At 72.1% G+C, this 20,130-nt stretch carries 16 protein-coding genes, 1 tRNA gene and 1 pseudogene; 9 read left to right on the top strand and 9 right to left on the bottom strand.

The window, feature by feature from the left end:
* Window positions 1–32 precede the first annotated feature (32 nt).
* Window positions 33–872, bottom strand: a complete 840-nt coding sequence (locus tag ACTEI_RS04525) for an LLM class flavin-dependent oxidoreductase (RefSeq protein WP_122976489.1) — start codon at window positions 870–872, stop codon at window positions 33–35.
* 144 nt (window positions 873–1,016) lie between these two features.
* Here ACTEI_RS04525 and ACTEI_RS04520 point away from each other — a divergent pair, with 144 nt between their 5' ends.
* Complete coding sequence (locus ACTEI_RS04520) at window positions 1,017–1,400, top strand: response regulator transcription factor (protein ID WP_122976488.1); 384 nt, start codon at window positions 1,017–1,019, stop codon at window positions 1,398–1,400.
* Between the two features lie 48 nt (window positions 1,401–1,448).
* Here the strand turns inward: ACTEI_RS04520 and ACTEI_RS04515 are convergent, their stop codons facing one another.
* On the bottom strand, window positions 1,449–2,255 hold the full coding sequence (locus ACTEI_RS04515; RefSeq protein ID WP_122976487.1) for an S-methyl-5'-thioadenosine phosphorylase: 807 nt from the start codon (window positions 2,253–2,255) through the stop codon (window positions 1,449–1,451).
* 116 nt (window positions 2,256–2,371) lie between these two features.
* On the opposite strand from ACTEI_RS04515, the gene ACTEI_RS04510 reads away from it, so the two are divergent.
* Window positions 2,372–2,929: a YqgE/AlgH family protein gene (locus ACTEI_RS04510; protein ID WP_122981911.1), complete on the top strand. Its 558-nt coding sequence runs from the start codon at window positions 2,372–2,374 to the stop codon at window positions 2,927–2,929.
* 92 nt (window positions 2,930–3,021) lie between these two features.
* A tRNA-Ala gene (locus ACTEI_RS04505) sits at window positions 3,022–3,094 on the top strand.
* A 747-nt stretch (window positions 3,095–3,841) separates the two neighbouring features.
* Here ACTEI_RS04505 and ACTEI_RS04500 read toward each other — a convergent pair.
* Complete coding sequence (locus tag ACTEI_RS04500; RefSeq protein ID WP_145831112.1) at window positions 3,842–4,171, bottom strand: hypothetical protein; 330 nt, start codon at window positions 4,169–4,171, stop codon at window positions 3,842–3,844.
* A 499-nt stretch (window positions 4,172–4,670) separates the two neighbouring features.
* Here ACTEI_RS04500 and ACTEI_RS04495 point away from each other — a divergent pair, with 499 nt between their 5' ends.
* Both ACTEI_RS04495 and ACTEI_RS04490 read left to right on the top strand, forming a co-directional pair.
* A complete protein-coding gene (locus ACTEI_RS04495; RefSeq protein WP_122976485.1) occupies window positions 4,671–5,699 on the top strand; it encodes a glycoside hydrolase family 11 protein in 1,029 nt (342 codons plus the stop codon).
* Between the two features lie 646 nt (window positions 5,700–6,345).
* Entirely contained in the window at window positions 6,346–7,011 is a 666-nt protein-coding gene (locus ACTEI_RS04490) for a hypothetical protein (protein ID WP_122976484.1), read from the top strand.
* Window positions 7,012–7,154: 143 nt separating this feature from the next.
* On the opposite strand, the gene ACTEI_RS04485 is transcribed toward ACTEI_RS04490, so the two are convergent.
* Window positions 7,155–7,961, bottom strand: a complete 807-nt coding sequence (locus tag ACTEI_RS04485; protein ID WP_122976483.1) for an SAM-dependent methyltransferase — start codon at window positions 7,959–7,961, stop codon at window positions 7,155–7,157.
* Window positions 7,962–8,192: 231 nt separating this feature from the next.
* Here ACTEI_RS04485 and ACTEI_RS04480 point away from each other — a divergent pair, with 231 nt between their 5' ends.
* The 4 genes and pseudogenes from ACTEI_RS04480 to ACTEI_RS04470 all read left to right on the top strand — a co-directional run bounded on the left by ACTEI_RS04480 (window position 8,193) and on the right by ACTEI_RS04470 (window position 11,154).
* Window positions 8,193–8,681, top strand: a complete 489-nt coding sequence (locus ACTEI_RS04480) for a hypothetical protein (protein ID WP_122976482.1) — start codon at window positions 8,193–8,195, stop codon at window positions 8,679–8,681.
* 171 nt (window positions 8,682–8,852) lie between these two features.
* Entirely contained in the window at window positions 8,853–9,236 is a 384-nt protein-coding gene (locus ACTEI_RS04475) for a hypothetical protein (protein ID WP_145831113.1), read from the top strand.
* A 340-nt stretch (window positions 9,237–9,576) separates the two neighbouring features.
* Window positions 9,577–9,843 (top strand): annotated as a pseudogene (locus ACTEI_RS39285) (helix-turn-helix transcriptional regulator); the annotation flags it as partial.
* 153 nt (window positions 9,844–9,996) lie between these two features.
* Window positions 9,997–11,154, top strand: a complete 1,158-nt coding sequence (locus tag ACTEI_RS04470; protein WP_239082296.1) for an NB-ARC domain-containing protein — start codon at window positions 9,997–9,999, stop codon at window positions 11,152–11,154.
* Window positions 11,155–11,383: 229 nt separating this feature from the next.
* Here the strand turns inward: ACTEI_RS04470 and ACTEI_RS04465 are convergent, their stop codons facing one another.
* The 5 genes from ACTEI_RS04465 to ACTEI_RS04445 are packed head-to-tail and all read right to left on the bottom strand — an operon-like array spanning window position 11,384 to window position 20,099.
* Window positions 11,384–13,444, bottom strand: coding sequence for an MATE family efflux transporter (locus tag ACTEI_RS04465; protein WP_164465831.1), 2,061 nt, complete (start codon window positions 13,442–13,444; stop codon window positions 11,384–11,386).
* Complete coding sequence (locus tag ACTEI_RS04460; RefSeq protein WP_122976478.1) at window positions 13,441–17,061, bottom strand: type I polyketide synthase; 3,621 nt, start codon at window positions 17,059–17,061, stop codon at window positions 13,441–13,443. Before ACTEI_RS04460 ends, ACTEI_RS04465 begins: the two co-directional genes overlap by 4 nt.
* 38 nt (window positions 17,062–17,099) lie before the next feature.
* Window positions 17,100–17,930, bottom strand: coding sequence for an ACP S-malonyltransferase (locus ACTEI_RS04455; protein ID WP_122976477.1), 831 nt, complete (start codon window positions 17,928–17,930; stop codon window positions 17,100–17,102).
* Between the two features lie 34 nt (window positions 17,931–17,964).
* The gene (locus ACTEI_RS04450; protein ID WP_122976476.1) at window positions 17,965–19,062 is read right to left on the bottom strand and encodes an ACP S-malonyltransferase; all 1,098 of its coding nucleotides are present in this window, start codon (window positions 19,060–19,062) and stop codon (window positions 17,965–17,967) included.
* Window positions 19,059–20,099 carry a hypothetical protein gene (locus ACTEI_RS04445; RefSeq protein WP_122976475.1) on the bottom strand — a complete coding sequence of 347 codons (1,041 nt, stop codon included), beginning with the start codon at window positions 20,097–20,099 and terminating at the stop codon, window positions 19,059–19,061. Before ACTEI_RS04445 ends, ACTEI_RS04450 begins: the two co-directional genes overlap by 4 nt.
* Window positions 20,100–20,130: the final 31 nt, after the last annotated feature.

Here is a 20,130-nt window from a genome sequence, read left to right as displayed (position 1 = left end):
CCGGGCATCCACCGCGGCCCGGCCGGCCCGGCTCAGGCCATCAGCGCGGCCGCGACCTCGAACGCCGGGCGCCGGACGGTGTAGCGGGTCAGGCCCCAGCGGCGTTCGTTCGCGGCCAGCTTGGCCCGGATCTCCGCCTCGGTCCCGGCCAGCACGTACGGCGTGGCGGCCATCTCGGACTCGCTGATCTCGGCGTCCTTCGCCCACCGCGCGTACACCGCGCCCCCGTCGTCGGTCAGCTCCGCGTGGTGCACCAGCGCCTCCACCGGTGTCGAGCCGGCCAGCTCGACCTGCGCGTCGACCTGCTCCGGGCAGAACCGCGCGCGGTGCATGTGCCCGTCCGCCAGGGTGCGGCCCAGCCCGGACAGCCCGATCCGGTCGGCGTGCTCGGACGCCCAGCGCAGCAGCCGGGTGTTGCCGCCGCCGAACAGCAGCGGCACCCGGTCCTGCACCGGGCGGGGCTTCTCCAGCCCGTCGCCGGCCAGCATCCGCGCGGTCGCCTCGGCGACGGCGATGCAGCGGTCGACGCGGTCCCGCACGCCGGGACGTTCCCGCCCGACCGCGGTCCACTCCGCCGGGGTGTGCCCCGCCCCGATCCCCAGGACGGCCCGGCCGCCGGAGACCACGTCCAGGGTGGCGACGTCGGCCGCGATCAGGATCGGTTCCCGGACCCCGGCGTTGAGCACGTACGACCCGAGCCGGATCGTGCTGGTGACCGCGGCCGCCGCGGCCAGCGCCACGAACGGCGCGGCGCAGGTGCCCGGGTGGTCGGCGACGTAGAGCGCCTCGAAGCCCGCGGCCTCGGCACGCCGGGCCAGGTCGAGCCAGTCGGCGGCGCCGGTCGGTTGGGTGTGCAGACAGAAGGTGGCCATTGCCGGAGTCTGCCCACCCGACCGGCCGTACGCCGCATTCTTCTGCCGCAGGCAGACACCGCACCGCGACCGCAACCGCGCGATGCCTGTCGTCGTGCGGCCGCCCGCCGATGAGGAGGGTCGACGAGGAGGGGACACGCCCACATGAACCAGAACCTGATCCTGATCGCCGACGACGACGCCGACGTCCGTGACATGCTGGCGGTCACCCTGGAGGCCGCCGGTTACCGCACGGTCGGCGCGAAGGACGGCCACACCGCCGCCCGCATCATGACCGTCGCCAAACCGATCGGCATGATCACCGACGTACGGATGCCGTCGATGAACGGGATGGAGCTGTGCCAGCTGGCCCGCAACACCCCGGACATCAAGGACATGGCGATCCTCATGGTGTCCGGCAACAACCACGCCTACGACGTGGACGCCGGCCTGATCTCCGGCGCGGACGGCTACCTGGGCAAGCCACTCGCCCCCAAGGCGCTGGTCGCCGAGCTCCAGACGCTGATCAGCCGCCGGGCGGCCGGCTGAGCCGCGGCCGGGGCACGCCGCGGCGTGCCCCGGGGACGGCGGGCCGCCTCAGGGCAGCTCGAACGGCAGCTTGACACCCGCCAGCACATCCTTGCAGGGACAGGTGCGCTCGGCCGGCAGCCGGGTCACCGCCTCCAGGAGCACGTCACGCAGGCGCGACATGTTCTCCGCGAAGACCTGGAAGACCTCCTCCTGCGTCACCCCGTGCCCGCCCTCGACGCCCGCATCCAGGTCGGTGACCAGGGCGATCGGGGTGTAGCAGAGGGCCAGCTCACGGGCCAGCACAGCTTCCGGATGACCGGTCATGTTCACGATCGTGCCGCCGATCGAGGCGAACCAGCGCGACTCGGCCCGGGTGGAGAACCGCGGACCCTCCACGACGACCATGGTGCCGCCGTCGACCGCGTCCACCCCGGCGGCGGACTCCAGCACGGTGGCCCGGCCGGCCGGACAGTAGGGGTCGGCGAACGAGACGTGCACCGCGCCGGAGGTGTAGAACGTCTGCACCCGCCCGCTGGTCCGGTCGATCAGCTGGTCCGGCACCACGAACGTGCCCGGCCCCAGCTCGGGCCGCAGGCCACCGACCGCGCACGGGGCGATGATCTGCCGCACCCCGAGCGAGCGCAGCGCCCACAGATTCGCCCGGTACGGGATCTCGTGCGGCGCGAACCGGTGATCGCGGCCGTGCCGGGGCAGGAACGCCACCCGGCGGCCACCGACCTCGGCCACCGTGATGCTGTCGGATGGCGGACCGTACGGCGTCTGCACCTGATGTTCAATGGCGCCGTCCAGGAGCGTGTACAGGCCGGAACCGCCGATGACGCCGATCTCTGCTGCCGGGGGTGACGGGTTCATGCGCAGACCTTATCGGTGGCCGGAAACGCAGGCTAATGTGCTGAGCATGGCGATGACGTCGAGCGAGCGGCAGGCATCCCGTGTTCGGTGAGGGGCAGCGGATCGGAGGCCGGTCGATGGAGTCGATGACCGGCCAGCTGCTGGTGGCCACGCCCACCCTCAAAGATCCCAACTTCGACCGTACGGTCGTGCTGCTGGTGGCCCACGAGCAGGGCGGCGCCCTGGGCGTGGTGCTCAACCGGGCCACCGAGGTGCCGGTCGCCGAGGTGCTCGGCAACTGGGGCGAGCTGGCCGGCGACCCGGCCGTGCTCTTCGAGGGCGGCCCGGTGCAGCCGGAGTCGGCGATCTGCCTGGCCCGCACCCGGCCCGAGGTGAAGAAGCGGGTGACCGGTTTCCACCCGGTCGCAGGCTCACTCGGCACCCTGGACCTCTCCGCCGACCCGGAGCGCCTCCGCGAGAACGTGGCCGGCATCCGGGTCTTCGCCGGCTACTCCGGCTGGTCCGCCGGCCAGCTGGAGGAGGAGATCGCCGCCGGCTCCTGGTTCGTCTTCGACGCCCTCCCCGGCGACCCCTTCGTGAACCGGCCGGACGACCTGTGGGCCATGGTCCTGCGCCGCCAGGGCGACATTCTGGCTGCTGTGGCCCACTTCCCCCCGGACGTCTCGCTCAACTGAGGGGGTGCTGCAGAGGCCCCTGGAGGGGTGTGTAGTATTTCCAGCGTGCCCGGGGGAAACGCCGGGGACGACGGAAGAAAGCAGTGCAGCAAGGGGCTGTGGCGCAGCTGGTAGCGCACCACACTGGCAGTGTGGGGGTCAGGGGTTCGAGTCCCCTCAGCTCCACGAGCGCGAATGGGCGACTCGTGTCCGCGGGAAACGCGGATCCGGGTCGCCCTTCGTCATTTCTGCTCCGGGGGCCGAGCCCCCGGACACCCCGCATCACGGTGGCCACGGAAGCGATCAGCCCTGCGGGTTCGTCACCGGCGATGCGGGCCCGCCGGTCGGGAAAGAGCTCGGCGAACAACGCCCGATCCAGCGCGCGACGGCCGGTCCGGCGCGGCCCGCCGGTACACCTCGCGTGGTTGGGTGAGCAAACTGGACAGGTCGGCCAGAACTTCGCGGGGCCTGATGAGCGGAGGTTCCTCGATGTCGTCGAGTTGCTCGGCGAGCCGGCCCGCTCGTCGCGGATCTTGCGCAGTCGTGCGGCGCTCTTCTCCTGCGGTTGACCCGGGTCGCCGACCAGGTCGAGCAGGCGGTCCTGTACTCCTGGTGCTCGGGGTGCCAAGCCGTTCCCCGATGCGCGCGTGGAGATCCGCGTTGATGCCGGCCGCGTTGGTCAGGGCGGTGCCCATTCGCTTGGTGATCTCCTCACGGAGGCTGCCGGGCAGGGTGATGGTCGGGTAGTGGTCCAGGACGGCGGCCGTCAGGTCGAGGATGACGGCCACCGTGGCCGGGGGGCCAGCTCGGAGCGGTAGCGGTAAGCCAGCCGACCGCGACCGGCGACGGTCCCGGCGAGCCGGGATTCGTCGGCGACCAGGGGCAGCGGTTGTCCCTGAGGGCGCCACCGGCGGTGTCGCCTGCCGTACGCCCTCATCGCGCTTTCCGCTGCGCGGCGACTTCGTCGCGTACGTAGCAGAAGAGGTCCTCCTCGTCGCCCGGGTGGGCGGCGAGGGTGGCGCGGGCGGCGGCGAGCAGGCCGGCGTGCTCTATCCGGATCCAGGCCAGGCCCCGCTCGGCCCTCGCCGCCGGACCCCGCTCGACGCCCACCCCGCTCGACGCCCGCCCGCCGGACCCCGCTCGGGGCCCGCCCGCCGGGGCTCGCTCGGCCCTCGCCGCCGGCTCGTCTGCCCGGAGCAGCACGGCGAGGCCGACCAGGCGCACGAGCGGCAGGACGGAACCGATCATGAGCAGGGCGGTCATCGCCACCCCGTCCGCTGATGTGCAGGGGGATGACGTCGCAGGCCCGTACCTCGGTCCCGGGAGCGCCGAACGCGTTGATCCGGTCCGGCCGCCCGGCGGCCCTGACCGGTGCGGGGCCGATCCGCCCGCCGTCGCCGCGGGCGCGCCGCACGAGGCTCCGAAAGTTTCGGAACTCTCGGTATCGACGCCACTTCCCTGTAGTCAGCAGGTAACACATCCGCATCGCGAGGAGGGTCAAAAGTGGCCGCCACCTCCCCTTATCTCCACAACGATCACGGAAGATCAAGTTCGGTATTTCCGAAAGATTTCCGAAAGTTGTTGACAAGCTGATGGCCGGCGAGTCAGGATCGCGCAATGACAGGCTTCAATAGCTGTCACCCCCACCACGGGGGCGACATCGATGCACGGTGATGCCGTCTTCGTCACCGACACATCCCGACCCGGGGTGGTCGTGCCCGTGGAGCCGCTCCCCGCCCCCTCATCAGGAGGACGCACTCAGATGACCGCAGATCTCGCTTCCCCGAACCGCCGCAGGCGCGGCCGCCTCCGCCTGTTGGCCGGCGCCGCCTGCGCCGTGGCGATGACCGTCGCCGGCGTGCTGACGGCCGGTGCCGCGCACGCCGAGGCCGACCGGACCGTCAGCTCGAACACCACCGGAACCCACAACGGGTACTACTTCTCGTTCTGGAAGGACAGCGGCAACGCGAGCATGACGCTGCGCGCCGACGGCCGGTACTCCAGCAGCTGGGACCGCAGCACCAACAACTGGGTCGGCGGCAAGGGCTGGGCCACCGGCAGCCGCCGGACGATCACCTACTCGGGCAACTACAACCCGGGCAACAACAACACCTACCTCGCCCTGTACGGCTGGACGCGCAGCCCGCTCATCGAGTACTACATCGTCGAGAACTACGGCAGCTACAACCCGAGCACCGGCGCCCAGCGGCTCGGTACGGTGACCACCGACGGCGGCACGTACGACATCCTGCGCACCCAGCGGGTCAACCAGCCGTCGATCGACGGCACCGCGACGTTCTACCAGTACTGGAGCGTCCGCCAGCAGAAGCGCAGCAGCGGCACCATCACCACCGCCAACCACTTCGACGCCTGGGCGCGTGCCGGCCTGAACCTCGGCACGAGCTGGAGCTACCAGATCATGGCCACCGAGGGCTACCAGAGCCAGGGCAGCTCCGACATCACCGTCCGGGAGGGCAGCGGCGGCAACCCGACCACGCCCACCAGCGGGCCGACGCAGGACCCCGGCAGCAACTGCACGGCCGTTCTCTCCGCCGGCCAGCAGTACGGTGACCGGTTCAACCTCAACGTGGCGGTGCAGAACGCCAGCAACTGGACCGTCACGCTGAACCTCAACGGCGGCCAGAGCATCCAGAACAGCTGGAACGCCTCGGTCAGCGGCACGACCGGGACCGTCACCGCCCGGCCGAACGGCAACGGCAACAACTTCGGCGTGACCATCATGGCCAACGGCAACTGGACCTGGCCGACGGTCACCTGCCGGACGAGCTGACCGCACCGACACCCGGAGAGCACCGGTGGCGCGGCGGGCGAACCCGCCGCGCCACCTTCATGAGGACGGCAGCAGCGGGATGCTGTCGATGCGCGGGCATCGCCTCCATCGGTACGACCATCGGGAACGCCGCCTGACCGAGCCCCCCGGACACCCCGCGTCACGGTGACCACGGAAGCGAGCAGCGCGGCGGCTCCCCCGCGGGCGGCGTGCCGCCCATCGGCCGGCAGAACCTCGGCGAAGAAGCCTCGGCCCAGCACGCGACGGCCGGTCTCGTGCGCCCCGCCGATACCGCTCGCGTGATCCGGCGGGCAGATGGAGCACGCCGGCCGGAACTTCCCGGCCCGAGCGAGCGGAGTTCCCTCGATGGCGTCGAGTCGTCGGGCCAGCCGAACCCGCCCGCTACAGGGGCGGCGACCTGCTCCGCGAAGCCCGCCTCACCCCCTCACGCCGAACCACAACCCGCCGAGGTCGCCGCACAGCGTCAATCACACGGATCAGCGATGGCCGCCGGCTCGTACACCATGTGACCTTCGGATACCACGGTCGTCAGTGGGAGGTCTACGACGCTCGTGGAATGCGATCGGCGGCGCGTGCGAGGCGATGAGGGTCCGAGCCGTCCCATCCGTCCGATACGGTTAGGTTTGTGGCAGGGATCGACGCGAAGGCTCGGCGGCGAATCAGCCGGGCGTGGCAGGAGTCGTTCCCCGGCCTCGACATCTGGCGACCGATGCGCCTTCTGCGCCGTATCGGGCCGGTGCTGCAGGGCATCTGCCTCGATCAGGTACCCGGCCGGGACCACTACTTCCCGACCTCGCATGTCCACCCGCTCACCATGGACTTTCCGGTGATCTCGCTCAGTCTGGGGCATCGGCTCGCCGGGCGGCACGGCGGCAACGAGAGCGTGTCGGCGACGGCCGGCGAGGCCGACATCCGGGACGCGGCAGATCGGTTACGCGCCCAGTCGCCCCTGCCTCTTGACCGGAATCCGACACTGGACGAGATTCTGGGCGCGTATCGGGACCATCTGCTCTCGGACCCGGTGTCCGGACGCGGGCCGAGCAATGAGGTGAAGAACCTGCTCGCTCTCGCCAGGTTCAGCCGGTCGGAGCGGGTGATGGCGGAACAGACCGCCTTCGTCGTGGAACTGGCGAAATCGTGGGCGTATCGACCGGATGGCGTTCACCTCAGGGACGAGTGTCTGGAACTGACGCTGGCGGAGGTTCCGGACCGAACAGCGCTCCAAGCAGTCGTCGACAGTCAGGTGGTGAGGTTGACGGTCGACCGCCTCGGGTTCGTCGAGCAACTCTGACTCCGGGCTCCACGCCCGTCCCGGGCGAGGCACCCTCATCCGGGCTCCTGGACCCGGCCCGGTGGTGGCGGCAGGACCGGGCCTTCACGTCGGAGGGCATCTCGTTCGGATGCCCTCCTGACCGATCACCCTCGACGCTCAGCTCACCCGATGCGGCCGACACCGCCGAACAGATAGACCTCCGGCTCATCGGACTCGGGCTCGGGGCGCCAGCGCGAGCACGTCACGACGCCGGGCTCCAGCAGATCCACCCCGTCGAAGAAGCGCTCCAGCTCCACTTTCGTCCGGGCGCGGATCGGCGTGCCGCCGCGCTCGGTGGTCTCCCGCATCACGCGCAGCATCGGCTCGCCGTGGATCTCCGCGGTGGAGTGGCTGAGCACCAGGTAGCTGCCGGCGGGCATGGCCTGCACCAACCGCGCGACGGAGCCGTATGCCACGTCGTCGTCCATGAGGTGGTTGACGACGCCGAGGAGCATCAGCCCGATGGGCTGCGAGAAGTCGAGCGTCTCCCGCGCGGACGCGAGGATCCTCTCCGGATCGCGCAGATCCGCTTCGACATAGTCGCAGGCGCCCTCGGGCGTGCTGGCCAGAAGTGCACGCGCATGCGCCATGACGAGCGGGTCGTTGTCGATGTAGAGCACCCGGCAACTCGCGTCGAGGGACTGCGCGACCTCGTGGGTGTTGTCGGCCGAGGGGAGCCCGGTGCCGACGTCGAGGAACTGGCGGATGCCGGCATCGCCGACGAGAAATCCGACCACGCGCTTGAGGAAGGCACGCTCGGCCTTCGCACCGATGGGGATGTCCGGGATGTGCGCGATCACCTCATCGCCGGCGGCCCGGTCGACCTCGAAGTTGTCCTTGCCGCCGAGCCAGTAGTTCCAGATCCGCGCCGAGTGCGGAACCGTAGTGTCTAGTTTGGACTGTGCGGGCAGTCCCCGGTCCTCGGTCATGAGCGCATTCTTCCGCGCCGGAGGGACGGTTACGCAAGTGGGCGGCCGGCGCGGAAGGCCGCGGGCCGGACGCACGCGATCCGACGGGATGCTCGGAAACGCCGGGCGGCGTGCCGGTCGGACGACCGTCCGCAAGCGCGCTCGACGGTGTCGGCCCCGGTCCTTCCGGAAAGGGCTGCCGGCGCCGCTCGCCGCATGATCACGGGCGGAACGCGGCGATAGCATGCGGGTATGGGCGCCGACGCGATCGATCCCGCCGAGCTCGGGGACCCCGTGTTCCTTGCGGCCCGCTCGCGTGCCCTGGCCCGCGACGGCGTGCTCGCCGGCCGGTACGTCCTGGTGGACGGGGAGCTGCTGAAGCAGGCGTACGCGGCCTGGGATCCGGACGGTGTCGCGGTGGTGGTGCGCCCGGACCATCCCGGTGCCCACCAGGAAAAGTCCGGGCGCTGGATCGGCCGCGTACCGCACGAGCGGATCGCGCTGACCGTCCTGTTCACCACGACCGCCCGGCACAGCGGCGGCGGCCTGCTGGAGCTGCAGGCCCGCGACGGTGGCACGGTGCGGGCGACCTGGTGGTACGGCGACAACCCGGAGCCCACCCAGGCCATCCCGGACGGGTTCCTCTGGGAGAAGAACGACGACTACTACTACGGCACCGTCCGGTGGGCCGAGCTCCGCGACGTGACGATCTCCGCCAGGCTGCTGCCCCGGCACGTCTAGACCGGCCGCCGGTTCGGCGTCCGTGAGCAGGATCCGGTTCCGACCGGGCGTCCGGCGGCGCGGCGGGCACCGCCGTGCTGACCGCCCGGTCTCCTGACGCGGTTCCTGTCGTACCCCGTGGCTGTTGTCAGGCGCCATCCATCGAAAGATCTTGTTGTACGGGGAGAGCAGATGAGGTTGTGGCGCCTCCGCGCGCTCGGGACAACCGTGGCGGCTGCCGCGGCCACCCTGTCGTTCACGACTCCGGCGGTTTCCGCGCCGGCTGCCGGTCCGGCTCTTGAGATCAAGTCGATCGCCTTCGACCGCGCACAGGTCGACGTCACGCAGGACTACGCCACCGTCAATCTGACCTGGACCATGTCCGGCGGTGAGCACGACGACGGCACCGGCGTCTTCCACCTCGCGGTGTCGACCGGCCGGCTGGAACCCGGGCAGTACACGATCGGCTTCTCGCTGACCGATGAGGCGGGGAACACCAGCATGTGGGGTTACCCGAACAACGCCGGCAACCCGATCCCCAGCGGTCCTCCGGTCCTGACCGTGACCGCCGGCTGAGGTCCGGTCCGGTCCGGCCCGCGTGGCCGGACCGGACCACCCCGGCGATGCGGCGGCCGCGGAGCCGTCGATCACCTGTGGCATCTCGCCCTCGATCATCTCCGGCCCCTGCCGATCATCTCCGGCACCCCGTCAGTCACCTCCGGCACCCGCCGATCACCTCCGGCACCCCACCGGTCACCTGCGACATCCGGCGCAGAGACCCCGCGAGCCGGCGGACCCAACCGCACGCTCGGCGGCGCTGTTTGTGGGCCGTCACCCCCGCGGTCATTGCGCCGGTCCGAAGAGGAGTGTGCGCCAATGTGACTACTGACTGAACCGGTTAACAATTGGTCCGTCAATGTGTTCCATGTCTCCGAGGACCAGCAGTCGGATGCCCGGCTCAACCCACTTTCTGCTGGCGTCGACATGCCATCATCGATGCCTATCCGTCAGCGGCAGCTATTCGAGAGGGGTGCCGGTCGTGTCCGACGAGGAGCGCTTCGGCGACTATCTCCGCAGCTTACGGCGTTGCGCAGGGATGAGCCAGGAGGATCTGGCCGATATCTCGGGCTCCAGTGTGCGTACTATCCGTGAGCTGGAGCGCGGGCGGGTGCGCAATCCGCACCGGCGTACGGTACATCTGATTGCCGACGCGTTACGGCTTTCTGACGTTGTCCGCAATCGGTTCGTCGCGCTGGGCGAGATGAACCGCTTTTCCGGTGGTCACAGCGAAACAGCGATACGTGATGTCGCTCTGGACGACCCGGCTGCGGTCCCGGTGCCGCGCCAGCTTCCGGCCGCGCCCACCGACCTCGTCGGACGGGAGCCGGAGCTGTCCATGATCGCCCGGCGCACCGGTGGAGCCGCGGTCGCGGGCCCGCACCGGGGGCCGGTCCTGCTGGTGCACGGCGCGCCGGGCATCGGCAAGACCAGCGTCGCCGTCGCTGCCGCACACCGGATCGCCGGGTGGTTCCCCGATGGGCAGCTCTTCGCCCACCTGGGCGGAGCGGCGCCGGGCGGGCCGGTCCCCGCCGCGGACGTACTGGCCCACCTGCTGCGATCGCTGGCCGTGCCGGAGTCGGCGATCCCGGCACCGGGAGCGGCCCGGGAGGGGTTGTTCCGCACCCTGCTGCACGACCGCCGGATCCTGCTCGTGCTCGACGACGCGTACGACGAGGCGCAGGTCCGCCCGCTGCTGCCGGCCGGCACGTGCGCCGCGGTCCTGGTCACCGCCCGGCGCCCGCTGAGCGGCCTCGACGTCGCGGAACGGATCCGGCTCGACGTGCTCGGTCACGACCAGGCGTGGGAGATGCTCGCCACCTCGGCCGGTCACCGGCGGGTCGCCGCCGACCCGTCGGCCATGGACGAGCTGGTCCGGGTGTGCGGCCGATGGCCGCTGGCGCTGCGGGTGGCCGGCAACCGGCTCGCCAGCCGGCCCGCGTGGGGCGTCCGGCACCTGCTGGACCGGCTCCGCGACCAGCGGCGACGGCTCGGCCTGCTCAACGCCGGGGACCTCGATCTGCGGGCCGCGTTCACCGAGTCGTACCGGCAGCTCGACCCGGTGGCCGCCGCGGTGTTCCGCAGCGCCGCGGTCATTCCCGGCGCCGACTTCCACGCCGCGCTGGCCGCGGCCGTGTCCGGGATCGACGAGGAGACCGCCGCGTCGGCGTGCGAGGACCTGCTCGACGCCGGGTTGTTGCAGGGCACGGCCGACCGCTACAGCTTCCACGAGCTCGTCCGGTCGTTCGCCGCGGAATGCCTCGATGACGACGGGCCGGGCCGGGCGGTGGCACGGGACCGGGCGGCGCGGTGGCAGCTGGGCCGGGTACGCCGCGCGGTGCGCGGCTCGGCGCCGCACTCGATCGCGGTACGTTCCCGGGCCGGCGGGCTGGGCGGGACGGCGATGCGCGGCGCGGTCGCCATCGGACCGCCGTGACCGCCCGGGCCCGGCCAGGCGCCGCCGGACACCGGCCCGGCCCCGGACACCGCCCCACCCGCCGTGCACCGGCCCGGCCGCCGGGTGCACCAGCGCTGCCGCCGGTGCACCGGCCGCACCGCCGCATGCAGCCGTCCTACCGCCGGGCGCACCCACCGCACCGCCGCATGCAGCCGTCCTACCGCCGGGCGCACCCATCGCCCGACGGCCGCGCGGGACGAGCCCGCGCTCAGCGACCGGCGCGTACCACGAAGTGCCGGACCGCGGCCGGGATCATCGGCGCGGCCTGGATGTCGACGGTGAAGCCGTGCCCGGCCAGCAGGTCGCGGATGACGGCGAGCCGCCCCTCGATGTCCTGCACCTCGAGGACCACGTGCTGGATCAGCGGCCAGTGCTCGTCGTCGATGCCACGCAGCACGTCCAGCTCGGCCCCCTCCACGTCGATCTTGAGAAGGTCGACGCGCTGGTCGGCGCGCAGGAACGAGGAGAGCCGCTGCACCTCCGCGACGACCGTCTCGCCGGTGAGCTCGCGGACGACGTCGTCCGGCGGCTCGATCTCCACCATGACCGACTTCTGCAGCTCCTTCTCCTCCGGGTACCGGGTGGAGTTGCCGGGCAGCAGGGGGTAGTAGGTGAACTCCACCTTCTCCTCGTGGTCGGCGCCCAGCGCGCACTCCTCGATGCGCAGATCGGCGAAACCGTGCCGGTCGGCGTTGGAGCGCAGCGCCGCCAGCGTCTCCGGCATCGGCTCGAACGCGAGGATCCGCGCGCCCGGCCGCTGCTGCCGGATGAAGTAGGAGAAGAGCCCGATGTTGGCGCCCACGTCGACGATGAACGCGTCGTCCGGCAGGGACAGCCCGGCGTAACAGCCCTGCTCGAAGATCTCCTCGTAGACGAAGCGCGCCTCGCGCTCGCTGGGCGCCCAGAAGGTGAGGCCGGGGCCGAGGTCGACCATCTTCAGTGTGTCCACGGTGTCCTCCATGGTGGGTGCGGGATGGGAGCGGCGGCGTGCGGCGAGAGCGGTGTAGGCGGCGCCCACCAGCCAGCCGGCGACGATCGCCCAGAGAATGCCGTCGACGCCCCACCAGATGCCGAACAGATACGACAGGGGGAGCCGGACGAGCACGAACGACAGCACCGTGCAGATCAGCGGCACCGCTGGGCGGCCGATGCCGGTCAGCCAGCCGTGGGCCACCACCATCACGGTGTAGAGCACGAGGAACGGGCCGGTGATCTCCAGATAGCGGACGATCACCTGCTGGGTCGCCGGGTCGCCGCCGAACGCGGCGGCGATCTGCGTACGCCCGAGGAGCATGCCGGCCGAGACCACCGCGGTCAGGGCGACGGTGAGCCACAGCGTGCGGCGTACGCCGTCGCGGACCCGGTCCGGCCGCCCGGCGCCGCGGTTCTGCGCCACGAAGGCCATCAGCGCGCCGGACAGGTTGAGGAACACCAGCCCGATGAACAGCTCCAGCCTAGCCACCACGGTGACCGCCGCGAGCGCCACGTCGCCGTACGGTGTGACGATCCCGACCAGGGCGAGCACCCCGAGCCCGATGAGCAGTTGCTGGGCGCCCATCGGCACGCCGAGCCGGAGTGTCTCGCGCAGCTCCCGGCGCAGGCCGGCCGCCGGGGTGGCGGCCGGTCGCCAGACGCGGCGCACCTGGAGCAGCGCGACGCCCAGACCGAGCAGGTTGGCCACGCCGGTCGCCAGCGCGGCCCCGGTGATCCCGCCGTCCAGCGGGCCGACGAACCACCACACGAAGGCGGCGTTCAGCACGCTGGTCAGGATCGTGACGGACATCGCCGAGCCGGGGTCGCCGAGCCCGCGCTGGACGGCGGTGACCGCGCCGAGCCCGAAGACGGCCGGCAGGCCGGCGGCGAGCCCGAGAAGGAACCGCCGGGCCTCGGCGGCGATGGGATCCGGTACGCCGATCAGGTGCAGCAACGGGTCGGCGAACAGCACGGTCAGCGCCAGGCAGGCGACCGACCAGCCCAGGGTGAGAAGGACCAGTCCGCCGGCGACGGCCCGGTCCGGCGCCACGCCGGCGCCCGTCCGGTGGCTCAGGCGCACCGTGAAGGCCGTCGCGATCCCGATGAACACCGCGCTGAGCAGGGTGAACAGTGGTTGGCTGGCGCCCACGGCGGCCAGCCCGGGCACCCCGAGGTAGTGGCCGACGATGGCGCTGTCGACCAGCAGGTACCCCTGTTGGGCGAGGTTGGCGACGCCGAGGGGGAGGCCGAACCGGACGATCGCCGCCAGGACCGGCCCCCGCGTCAGGTCGTTCACCCGGCGGCCACCGGTTCCCGGTCGGCGATGGCGAGGTCGTCGCCCATCGGGCCGTGCATCTCGTCGATGAAGCGGGCGACCCCGGCCACGGTGCGTTCGGTGAGCAGGTCGATCGCGTCGAACGGGGTGCCGAGGCAGGCGCTGATGTGGGTGGCCACGGTCAGCGCCGAGACCGAGTCGGCGCCCATGTCCCGGAAGTCGGCCTCGACATCGACGGTGGAGAAGCCGAAGGCGTGGGCGACGCACCGGCCGACCATCCACTCGCGGGCGGTGTACCCGCCGTCGGGGCGTCCGGCCAGCTCGACCGTGGTGGAGGCGATGGCGTCGCGGATGCGGCCCATCGCCACCCGGGACCGCTCCTCCAGCTGCGCCATCCCGGTGGCGATCCGCTCGCGGATCACCGGCTCGATGGCCAGCGGATAGAGGGTGATGAAGTTCATCAGCTCGTTGCCGTAGTTGATTTCACCGGCGAAGATCCGGCGGCGCCGGGACCGCAGGCCGGAGTCCACGAGCGCCACGCCCTGCGCGGTCGGGATCGCCTTGAACGACATGTCCTCGCCGATGCCGTAGTCGACGGCCATGCCGATCTCCTTCCACGCGACCCAGTCGATCGCCAGCACGTGGCAGTTCGGGTCGGTGTTGGCCATCGCGAGGTTGTCCAGGTAGAAGTTGGCCGCCGCGTAGTCCGACTGGCCCAGCGCCGGCATGCTCGCCGCCACCGAGGACAGGTGCAGCACGAAGTCCGGCCGGTCGTCCGCGGTCAGCTGGTCGAGCAGGAACGCGCCGTGCATCTTGGGGCGCAGCACCGAGGCGAACTGCGCGACGTCCTGGTCGACGACCGGGTTGTTGCCGGGTACGCCGGCCGCGTGCACGATGCCGTCCACCCGGCCGTGCCGCTGCCGGATGCCGGCGACCACGGCGGCCAGCTGCTCCGGATCCGCCACGTCCACGGCCGACACGGTCACCTCGGCGCCCAGCGCGGTCATCTCCCGGACGGCGCGGATGCGTCCGGCCACCGCGCTGTCCGGGTCGGCGGCGAGCACGGCGTCCCACTCGGCCGGCTCGGGCAGGCCGGAGCGGCTGAGCAGGGTCAGGTGCACGTCCGGCTGGGCGGCGGCGAACGACCGGGCGATGGCCAGGCCGATCGCCCCGGTGCCGCCGGTGATCAGGTACGCCCCGCCGGACCTCAGGTACGGCCGGCTCTGCCCCGGCTCCTGCACCTCGGGCAGCTCGGCGAAGTACTCGTGGTAACGGGTCTCCCCGCGCAGCACGTAGACGCCGGGCTCGGCGCACAGCAGCTCGTCGCGCAGCCGCTCGGCCGGCACGTCGTCGCTCACGTCGACCACCCGCACGGTCAGGTACGGGTATTCGCGGGCGATCGACTTCGCGAGCCCGACGAGCGAGCCGTTCTCGGTGACCACCTCCGGCTCGCCGGCCGTCACCGCCACCGCCCGGCGGGTGAGAACCGTGAAGGTGAGCCGGCCGCCGGCGGCCATCAGCGCCTTGCCGAGCATGAGCAGCGACGTCAGGTTCTTGTGCACCCGGGCGTCGAAGGTGGCCAGGTCGCCGGCGGGCGTCGCCTCGACCGCGAGCGCGTGCACGACGTGCGTGTACTCCTCGTCGATCGCGTCGTCGGCGACCCGTTCCAGGTCCGCCTCGTCGAGCTGGAAGTCCTCGCCGAGGCGCAGCACCGTGGCGCCCGCCGGCAGCGCCGCGTCGAGCGCCGTGCCGGCCGCGCACTCCGGGTCGACGAGCGCGAGCACCCTCGCTTCGGCGGGGTCGCCGGCCGGCGCCGGGTCGGTCGGCGCGAACCCGACCTCGTGGGTCTGGGTGTAGGACACCGGCTCCGGGCGGCTGCCGCCACCCCAGCGCGCCGCCCAGTCCGCCGGGAAGTCGACCCAGCAGCGCTGCTCGTCGAACTCGTAGCCGGGCAGCCCGACGATCCGGGGGCGGGCGGCCCGGTACGGCGCCAGCAGATCGGCGTCGGCGCCGGCCAGGTAGTCGTCGCGGAGGGTGGCCAGCTCGTCCGGGGCCGGGGCCGCCGGGACGGGCGCGCCGTCGGCGTACGCGGCCAGGTGCGCCCGCAGCTCGGCGACGTCGCGTACCACGAAGGCGATCCGCTTCCGGTGCCCGGCGCGGGAGACGTTGGTGGTCCAGCAGATGTCGGCGAGCGACTTGCCGGCGGCCGGGCCCTCGCCGAGCCAGTCGAGGTAGCGGTCGACGAGGCGGCGCAGCGAGGTCTCGGTGCGGGCGCTGAGGGTGAACAGGTACGGCCCGGCGCCCGGCGTCGCGGCGGGCGGCTGCCCGGCGTACTCCTCCAGCACCACGTGCGAGTTCGTGCCGCCGAGCCCGAACGCGCTGACCCCGGCCCGGCGCGGGGTCGCGCCCTGCGGCCACGGTTGCGCCGAGGTCGGCAGGTAGACCGGCGCGTTCGCGAAGTCCAGCCGCGGGTTCGGGGTGGTGAGCCCGGCCAGCGGCGGCACCTCGCGCTCGCGCAGGGTCAGCACCGCCTTGATCAGGCCGACGACGCCGGAGCCCTCGAAGAGGTGGCCGATGTTCGCCTTGACCGTGCCGACCGCGCAGAACCCGGTGGCGTCGCTGTGCTCGCGGAACGCGCGCTGCAGGCCGTCGAACTCGATCGGGTCGCCGACCCGGGTGGCGGTGCCGTGCGCCTCCAGGTACCCCACCGTCTCGGGGGCGATGCCGGCGTCCGACCAGGCGGCCAGCAGCAGGCGCGCCTGGGCGGCGGCATCCGGGGTGGTCATGCTGCTGGAGTGTCCGTCGTGGTTGACCGCGCTGCCCTTGATGACCGCGTGGATCTGGTCGCCGTCCGCGACGGCCCGGTCGAGCGGCTTGAGCACCACCACGCCGGAGCCCTCGCCGTAGCCGGTGCCGTCGGCGGCCTCGTCGAAGGTCCGGGTCATGCCGTCGGACGACTCGATGCCGATCCGGGTGTTCGGGTGCTGCACCGGGGCCAGCACGATCCGGGAGCCGGCCACCACGGCCATCTCGCAGTCGCCGGCCAGCAGGGCGTTGACGGCCAGGTGGACCGCGACCAGCGAGGCCGAGCACGCGCTGTCGACGACCATGCTGGGCCCGCGCAGGTCCATCAGGTACGACAGCCGGTTGGCCAGCATCGTGGTGATGTTGCCGGTCAGCCCGAGCTGGGTCAGCGTCGGGTCGATCCGGCAGCAGTACTCCAGGTACGACGAGCCGGGGTTGGCCGCGAAGCCGACGTAGACGCCGGTCCGGGAGCCGGCCACCCGCTCGCCGGTGTAGCCGGCGTCCTCCAGCGCCAGGTACATGTTGCGCAGGATGAGGCGCTGGTGCGGGTCGGCGACGCTCGCCTGCTTCGGGGTCATCTGGAAGAACTCGGGCTCGAACGAGTCCACCCGGTCGAGGTAGGCGCCGTCGTGGAAGGAGATGTTGCGCTCGGTCCACTCGGCGATCGCGGAGTCGCGCTGGTACTCCACGTACTGCTCGATGTCGGCCCGCCGCTGCGCCGGGAAGGGCCGGGTCAGGGTACGGCCGGTGCGGATGAGCTGCCAGAAGTCGTGGATGTTCCGCGCCTCCGGCACCTCGACGGACATACCGATGATCGCGATGTCTTTCGCCATGCCTACCTCGCTGTTCGAAGCTGGTCGTCGGGCCGGGGTCAGCGGATCCGGCCCATCAGGGTGGTCAGGGTGGTGCCGTTCACCTCGTCGATGTCGGTGACGCCGGCCGCGCGCAGGGCGCGGACCGTGCGGACCCACTCGACCGGCTCGGCGATCTGCCGGCTCAGCAGGCCGGCGGCCTCGGCCGGGTCGAAGACGTCGGCGGTGACGCTGGACATGACGGGTGTGTGGCCGGCCGCGAAGGCGAAACCGGACAGCGTACGGGTGAACTCGCGGGCCGCCGGGGCCATCAGCGGGGTGTGGAACGGGCCGCTCACCGGCAACGGGGTGACCTTCGCCGCGCCGGCCTCCCGGACCGCCTGGATCGCCCGGCGCAGTTCCAGCCGGTCGCCCGCGATCACCGTCTGCCGGTCGGAGTTGCGGTTGGCGACGTAGACCTGGCGCAGGCCGGCGGCGCGCAGGGTGCCCTCGACGAGCCGGCCCGGCAGGCCGGTGACCGCGGCCATCGCGCCGCCGGTGACGCCGGCCATCAGCTCGCCGCGGGCGGCGACCAGCCGCAGCCCGGTCATCAGGTCGAACACCCCGGCGGCGTGCAGGGCGTTGTACTCGCCGAGGCTGTGCCCGGCGAACCAGTCGTAGGTCGTGGCGGCGGTCCGCTCCCGGGCCGCCAGCGCGTTCACGAAGTAGATGGCCGGTTGGGCGTACCGGGTGTCGGCCAGCCGGCCGTCCGGGTCCTGCAGGCACAGCTCGACGATGGAGTAGCCGAGCAGCTCGTCGGCCTCCTCGACGAGGTCCTTGGCGTCGTCGAACAGCTCGCCGCCCATGCCTTTGCGCTGGACGCCCTGTCCGGGAAAGACGAGTCCGTTCATGATGCTCTCCTGCCTGCTCGATGGAGGGTGGGGTTCATCGCGGCGCCAGCGCCTTCAGCGGCACGGAGTAGCCGGCGTGCCGCAGGCTCTCCCGGGTGAACAGCCGGGCCCCCGGGCCGGGCCCGAAGTCGACGACCTGGTCCGGGCGGGTCGCCGCGACCGCCGTGGTCACGGTGGTGAGCCAGTCGACCGGGCGGCAGAAGGACTGCTCGACGAAATCCAGCCACAGGTCCGGCCGGTCCTGCAGGTTGCGCGGCTCCTCGGCGACGTACACCGGTAGTGCGAGACCGTCGCCGGTGACCTCGTAGTCGAGGACCCCCCGGTCGCCGTGGATCAGCTCGGCGGCCGGGGCGAGCAGGCTGGAGTGGAACGGCGCGGTGCTGGCCAGGAACATCCAGCGCACCCGCCGCCGCTCGAAGTCGTCGGCGTTGGCCAGCCAGAACTCGGCCAGCGCGCCGGGCGTCCCGGCCAGCACGTGGGAGCGGGCCGAGTTGACGATGGCGAGCTCGACCGGGCCGGCGTACGCCGCCACCCGGGCACGCAGGTCGGCCTCGTCGATCGCCAGCACCGCGGCCATCGCGGTGGGCCGCACCGCCGGGGCGGCCGCCCGCTCCTGGTACGCGCGGGTCACCGCCGGACTCGCCACCCGTTCCTCGAACACCTGGTGGCACCGCAGCATGATCATCGCGGCCAGGCTGATCGAGGCGCGGCTGAACCGCAGGAACGAGCGGCGGTCGGTGAGCCGGCGGCCCGCGGCGATCGCGGCCTGCACGCCCATGCTGTGCCCGGCCGCGGCGACCGGCGCCGGGGCGGCGTCCGGCCCCGGCTGCAGCAGACACAGCTGGTAGACGTGCGCGCAGATGCCCTGCACCAGCGAGTGCCCGAGCACCGCGGGCGGCGCGGGCGGGCCGGTCAGCAGCTCGCGCAGCGGCAGGCCGCCGGGCAGCTCACGCCGGTACACCTGGGCGCCGACGTGGTCGAAGCTCGCCTGGACCGCCTCGGCCGCGACCCGGAAGAACCGGGTGTTCTCCGGCCGGGCGGCCAGCGCGCGCAGCTGCGCCAGCGGCGGCCCGTCGCTGCCGGCCAGCCCGTCGAAGATGTAGAGCTGCCGCATCCCCTCCCCCTCGGTCATGCCCGGCCGGCCAGGGCGTCGGCCGCCGGGAACGACACCGGGCCGCGGCCCAGGTCCGCGCGCAGCAGCCGGGCCGTGTCCTGCTCGCGCAGCCGCAGGGCGTGCAGGTCGCGGCGCATGTCGTCGAGGGACACGTCGGCGGCGCCGCCGTGGAACCGGGCGGCCTGGTCCTGCAGCAGGGCGATCGCCGAGGCGAGCCGTTCGTAGCGGTGCGCCAGCTGCGGGCTGTGCCCGGTGTGCCGCAGGAACCGCTGGAACATGCCGCGGGATCCGGCCAGCAGGGCGAGGCTGTTGACGCTCGGCGTCTGGTAGGTGTGCTCGAAGCGGGTCCGCTCGGACGGCAGGCTGTCGGCGATCAGGTCGTAGATCTCGAAGCCGTCCTGCCAGCTCTCGACGAACGCCCGGTAGCGCGCCACGAACCCGGCGAAGTCCGGCTCGCCGGTACGGATCAGCGTCTGGCAGTCCAGGAACCACCGCTGCGGCTCGCGGGCGTACCCGGCGACCAGGTCGGCCATCGGGATCTCGAAGCGCTGGAACTGGAGGTTGTCGGTGGTGTTGTCGACGATCAGGACGGTCTCGCCGTCCGCGCTGAGCCCGCCCACCAGGTACGAGTGCAGCTCCCGGTACTCCTCGGGGACCGTGCCGGTGCGGCGCATGAAGTCCACCCAGTAGCCGAAGTCCCCGCGCGGCGCGTCGAAGAACACCGGCTGGTCCCGCGCGATGAAGTCGGGCAGGCCGGCGCGGACGTCGGCCAGATCCAGCTTGGCCAGGCGCGGCGCCTGGAAGCCGAGCAGCGCGAGATCCTCGTCCACGACGTAGGGCGCCGGGAAGTCCCAGCGGTAGCCGCCGCGGCGGAAGCAGTGCCGGTAGATCGCGAACGTCGAGCCGAGCGCGCCGTACAGCAGCAGGTCGCTCCACGGCGACCGGCTCGCGGTCACGGCCAGCAGCTGTCCCTTGCGACAGTTCAGGTGGTTGACCCGGTCCTGGTTGACGATGCCGTCGACGCCACTGATGGTCGTCAGTGGAGAAACGGGCACGGTGGGGTTCCTTTCGCCGAAAGGGGCAGGG

Source organism: Actinoplanes teichomyceticus ATCC 31121, from assembly GCF_003711105.1.
Lineage (GTDB): Bacteria > Actinomycetota > Actinomycetes > Mycobacteriales > Micromonosporaceae > Actinoplanes > Actinoplanes teichomyceticus.
This window is presented reverse-complemented; position numbering and strand designations above follow the sequence as displayed.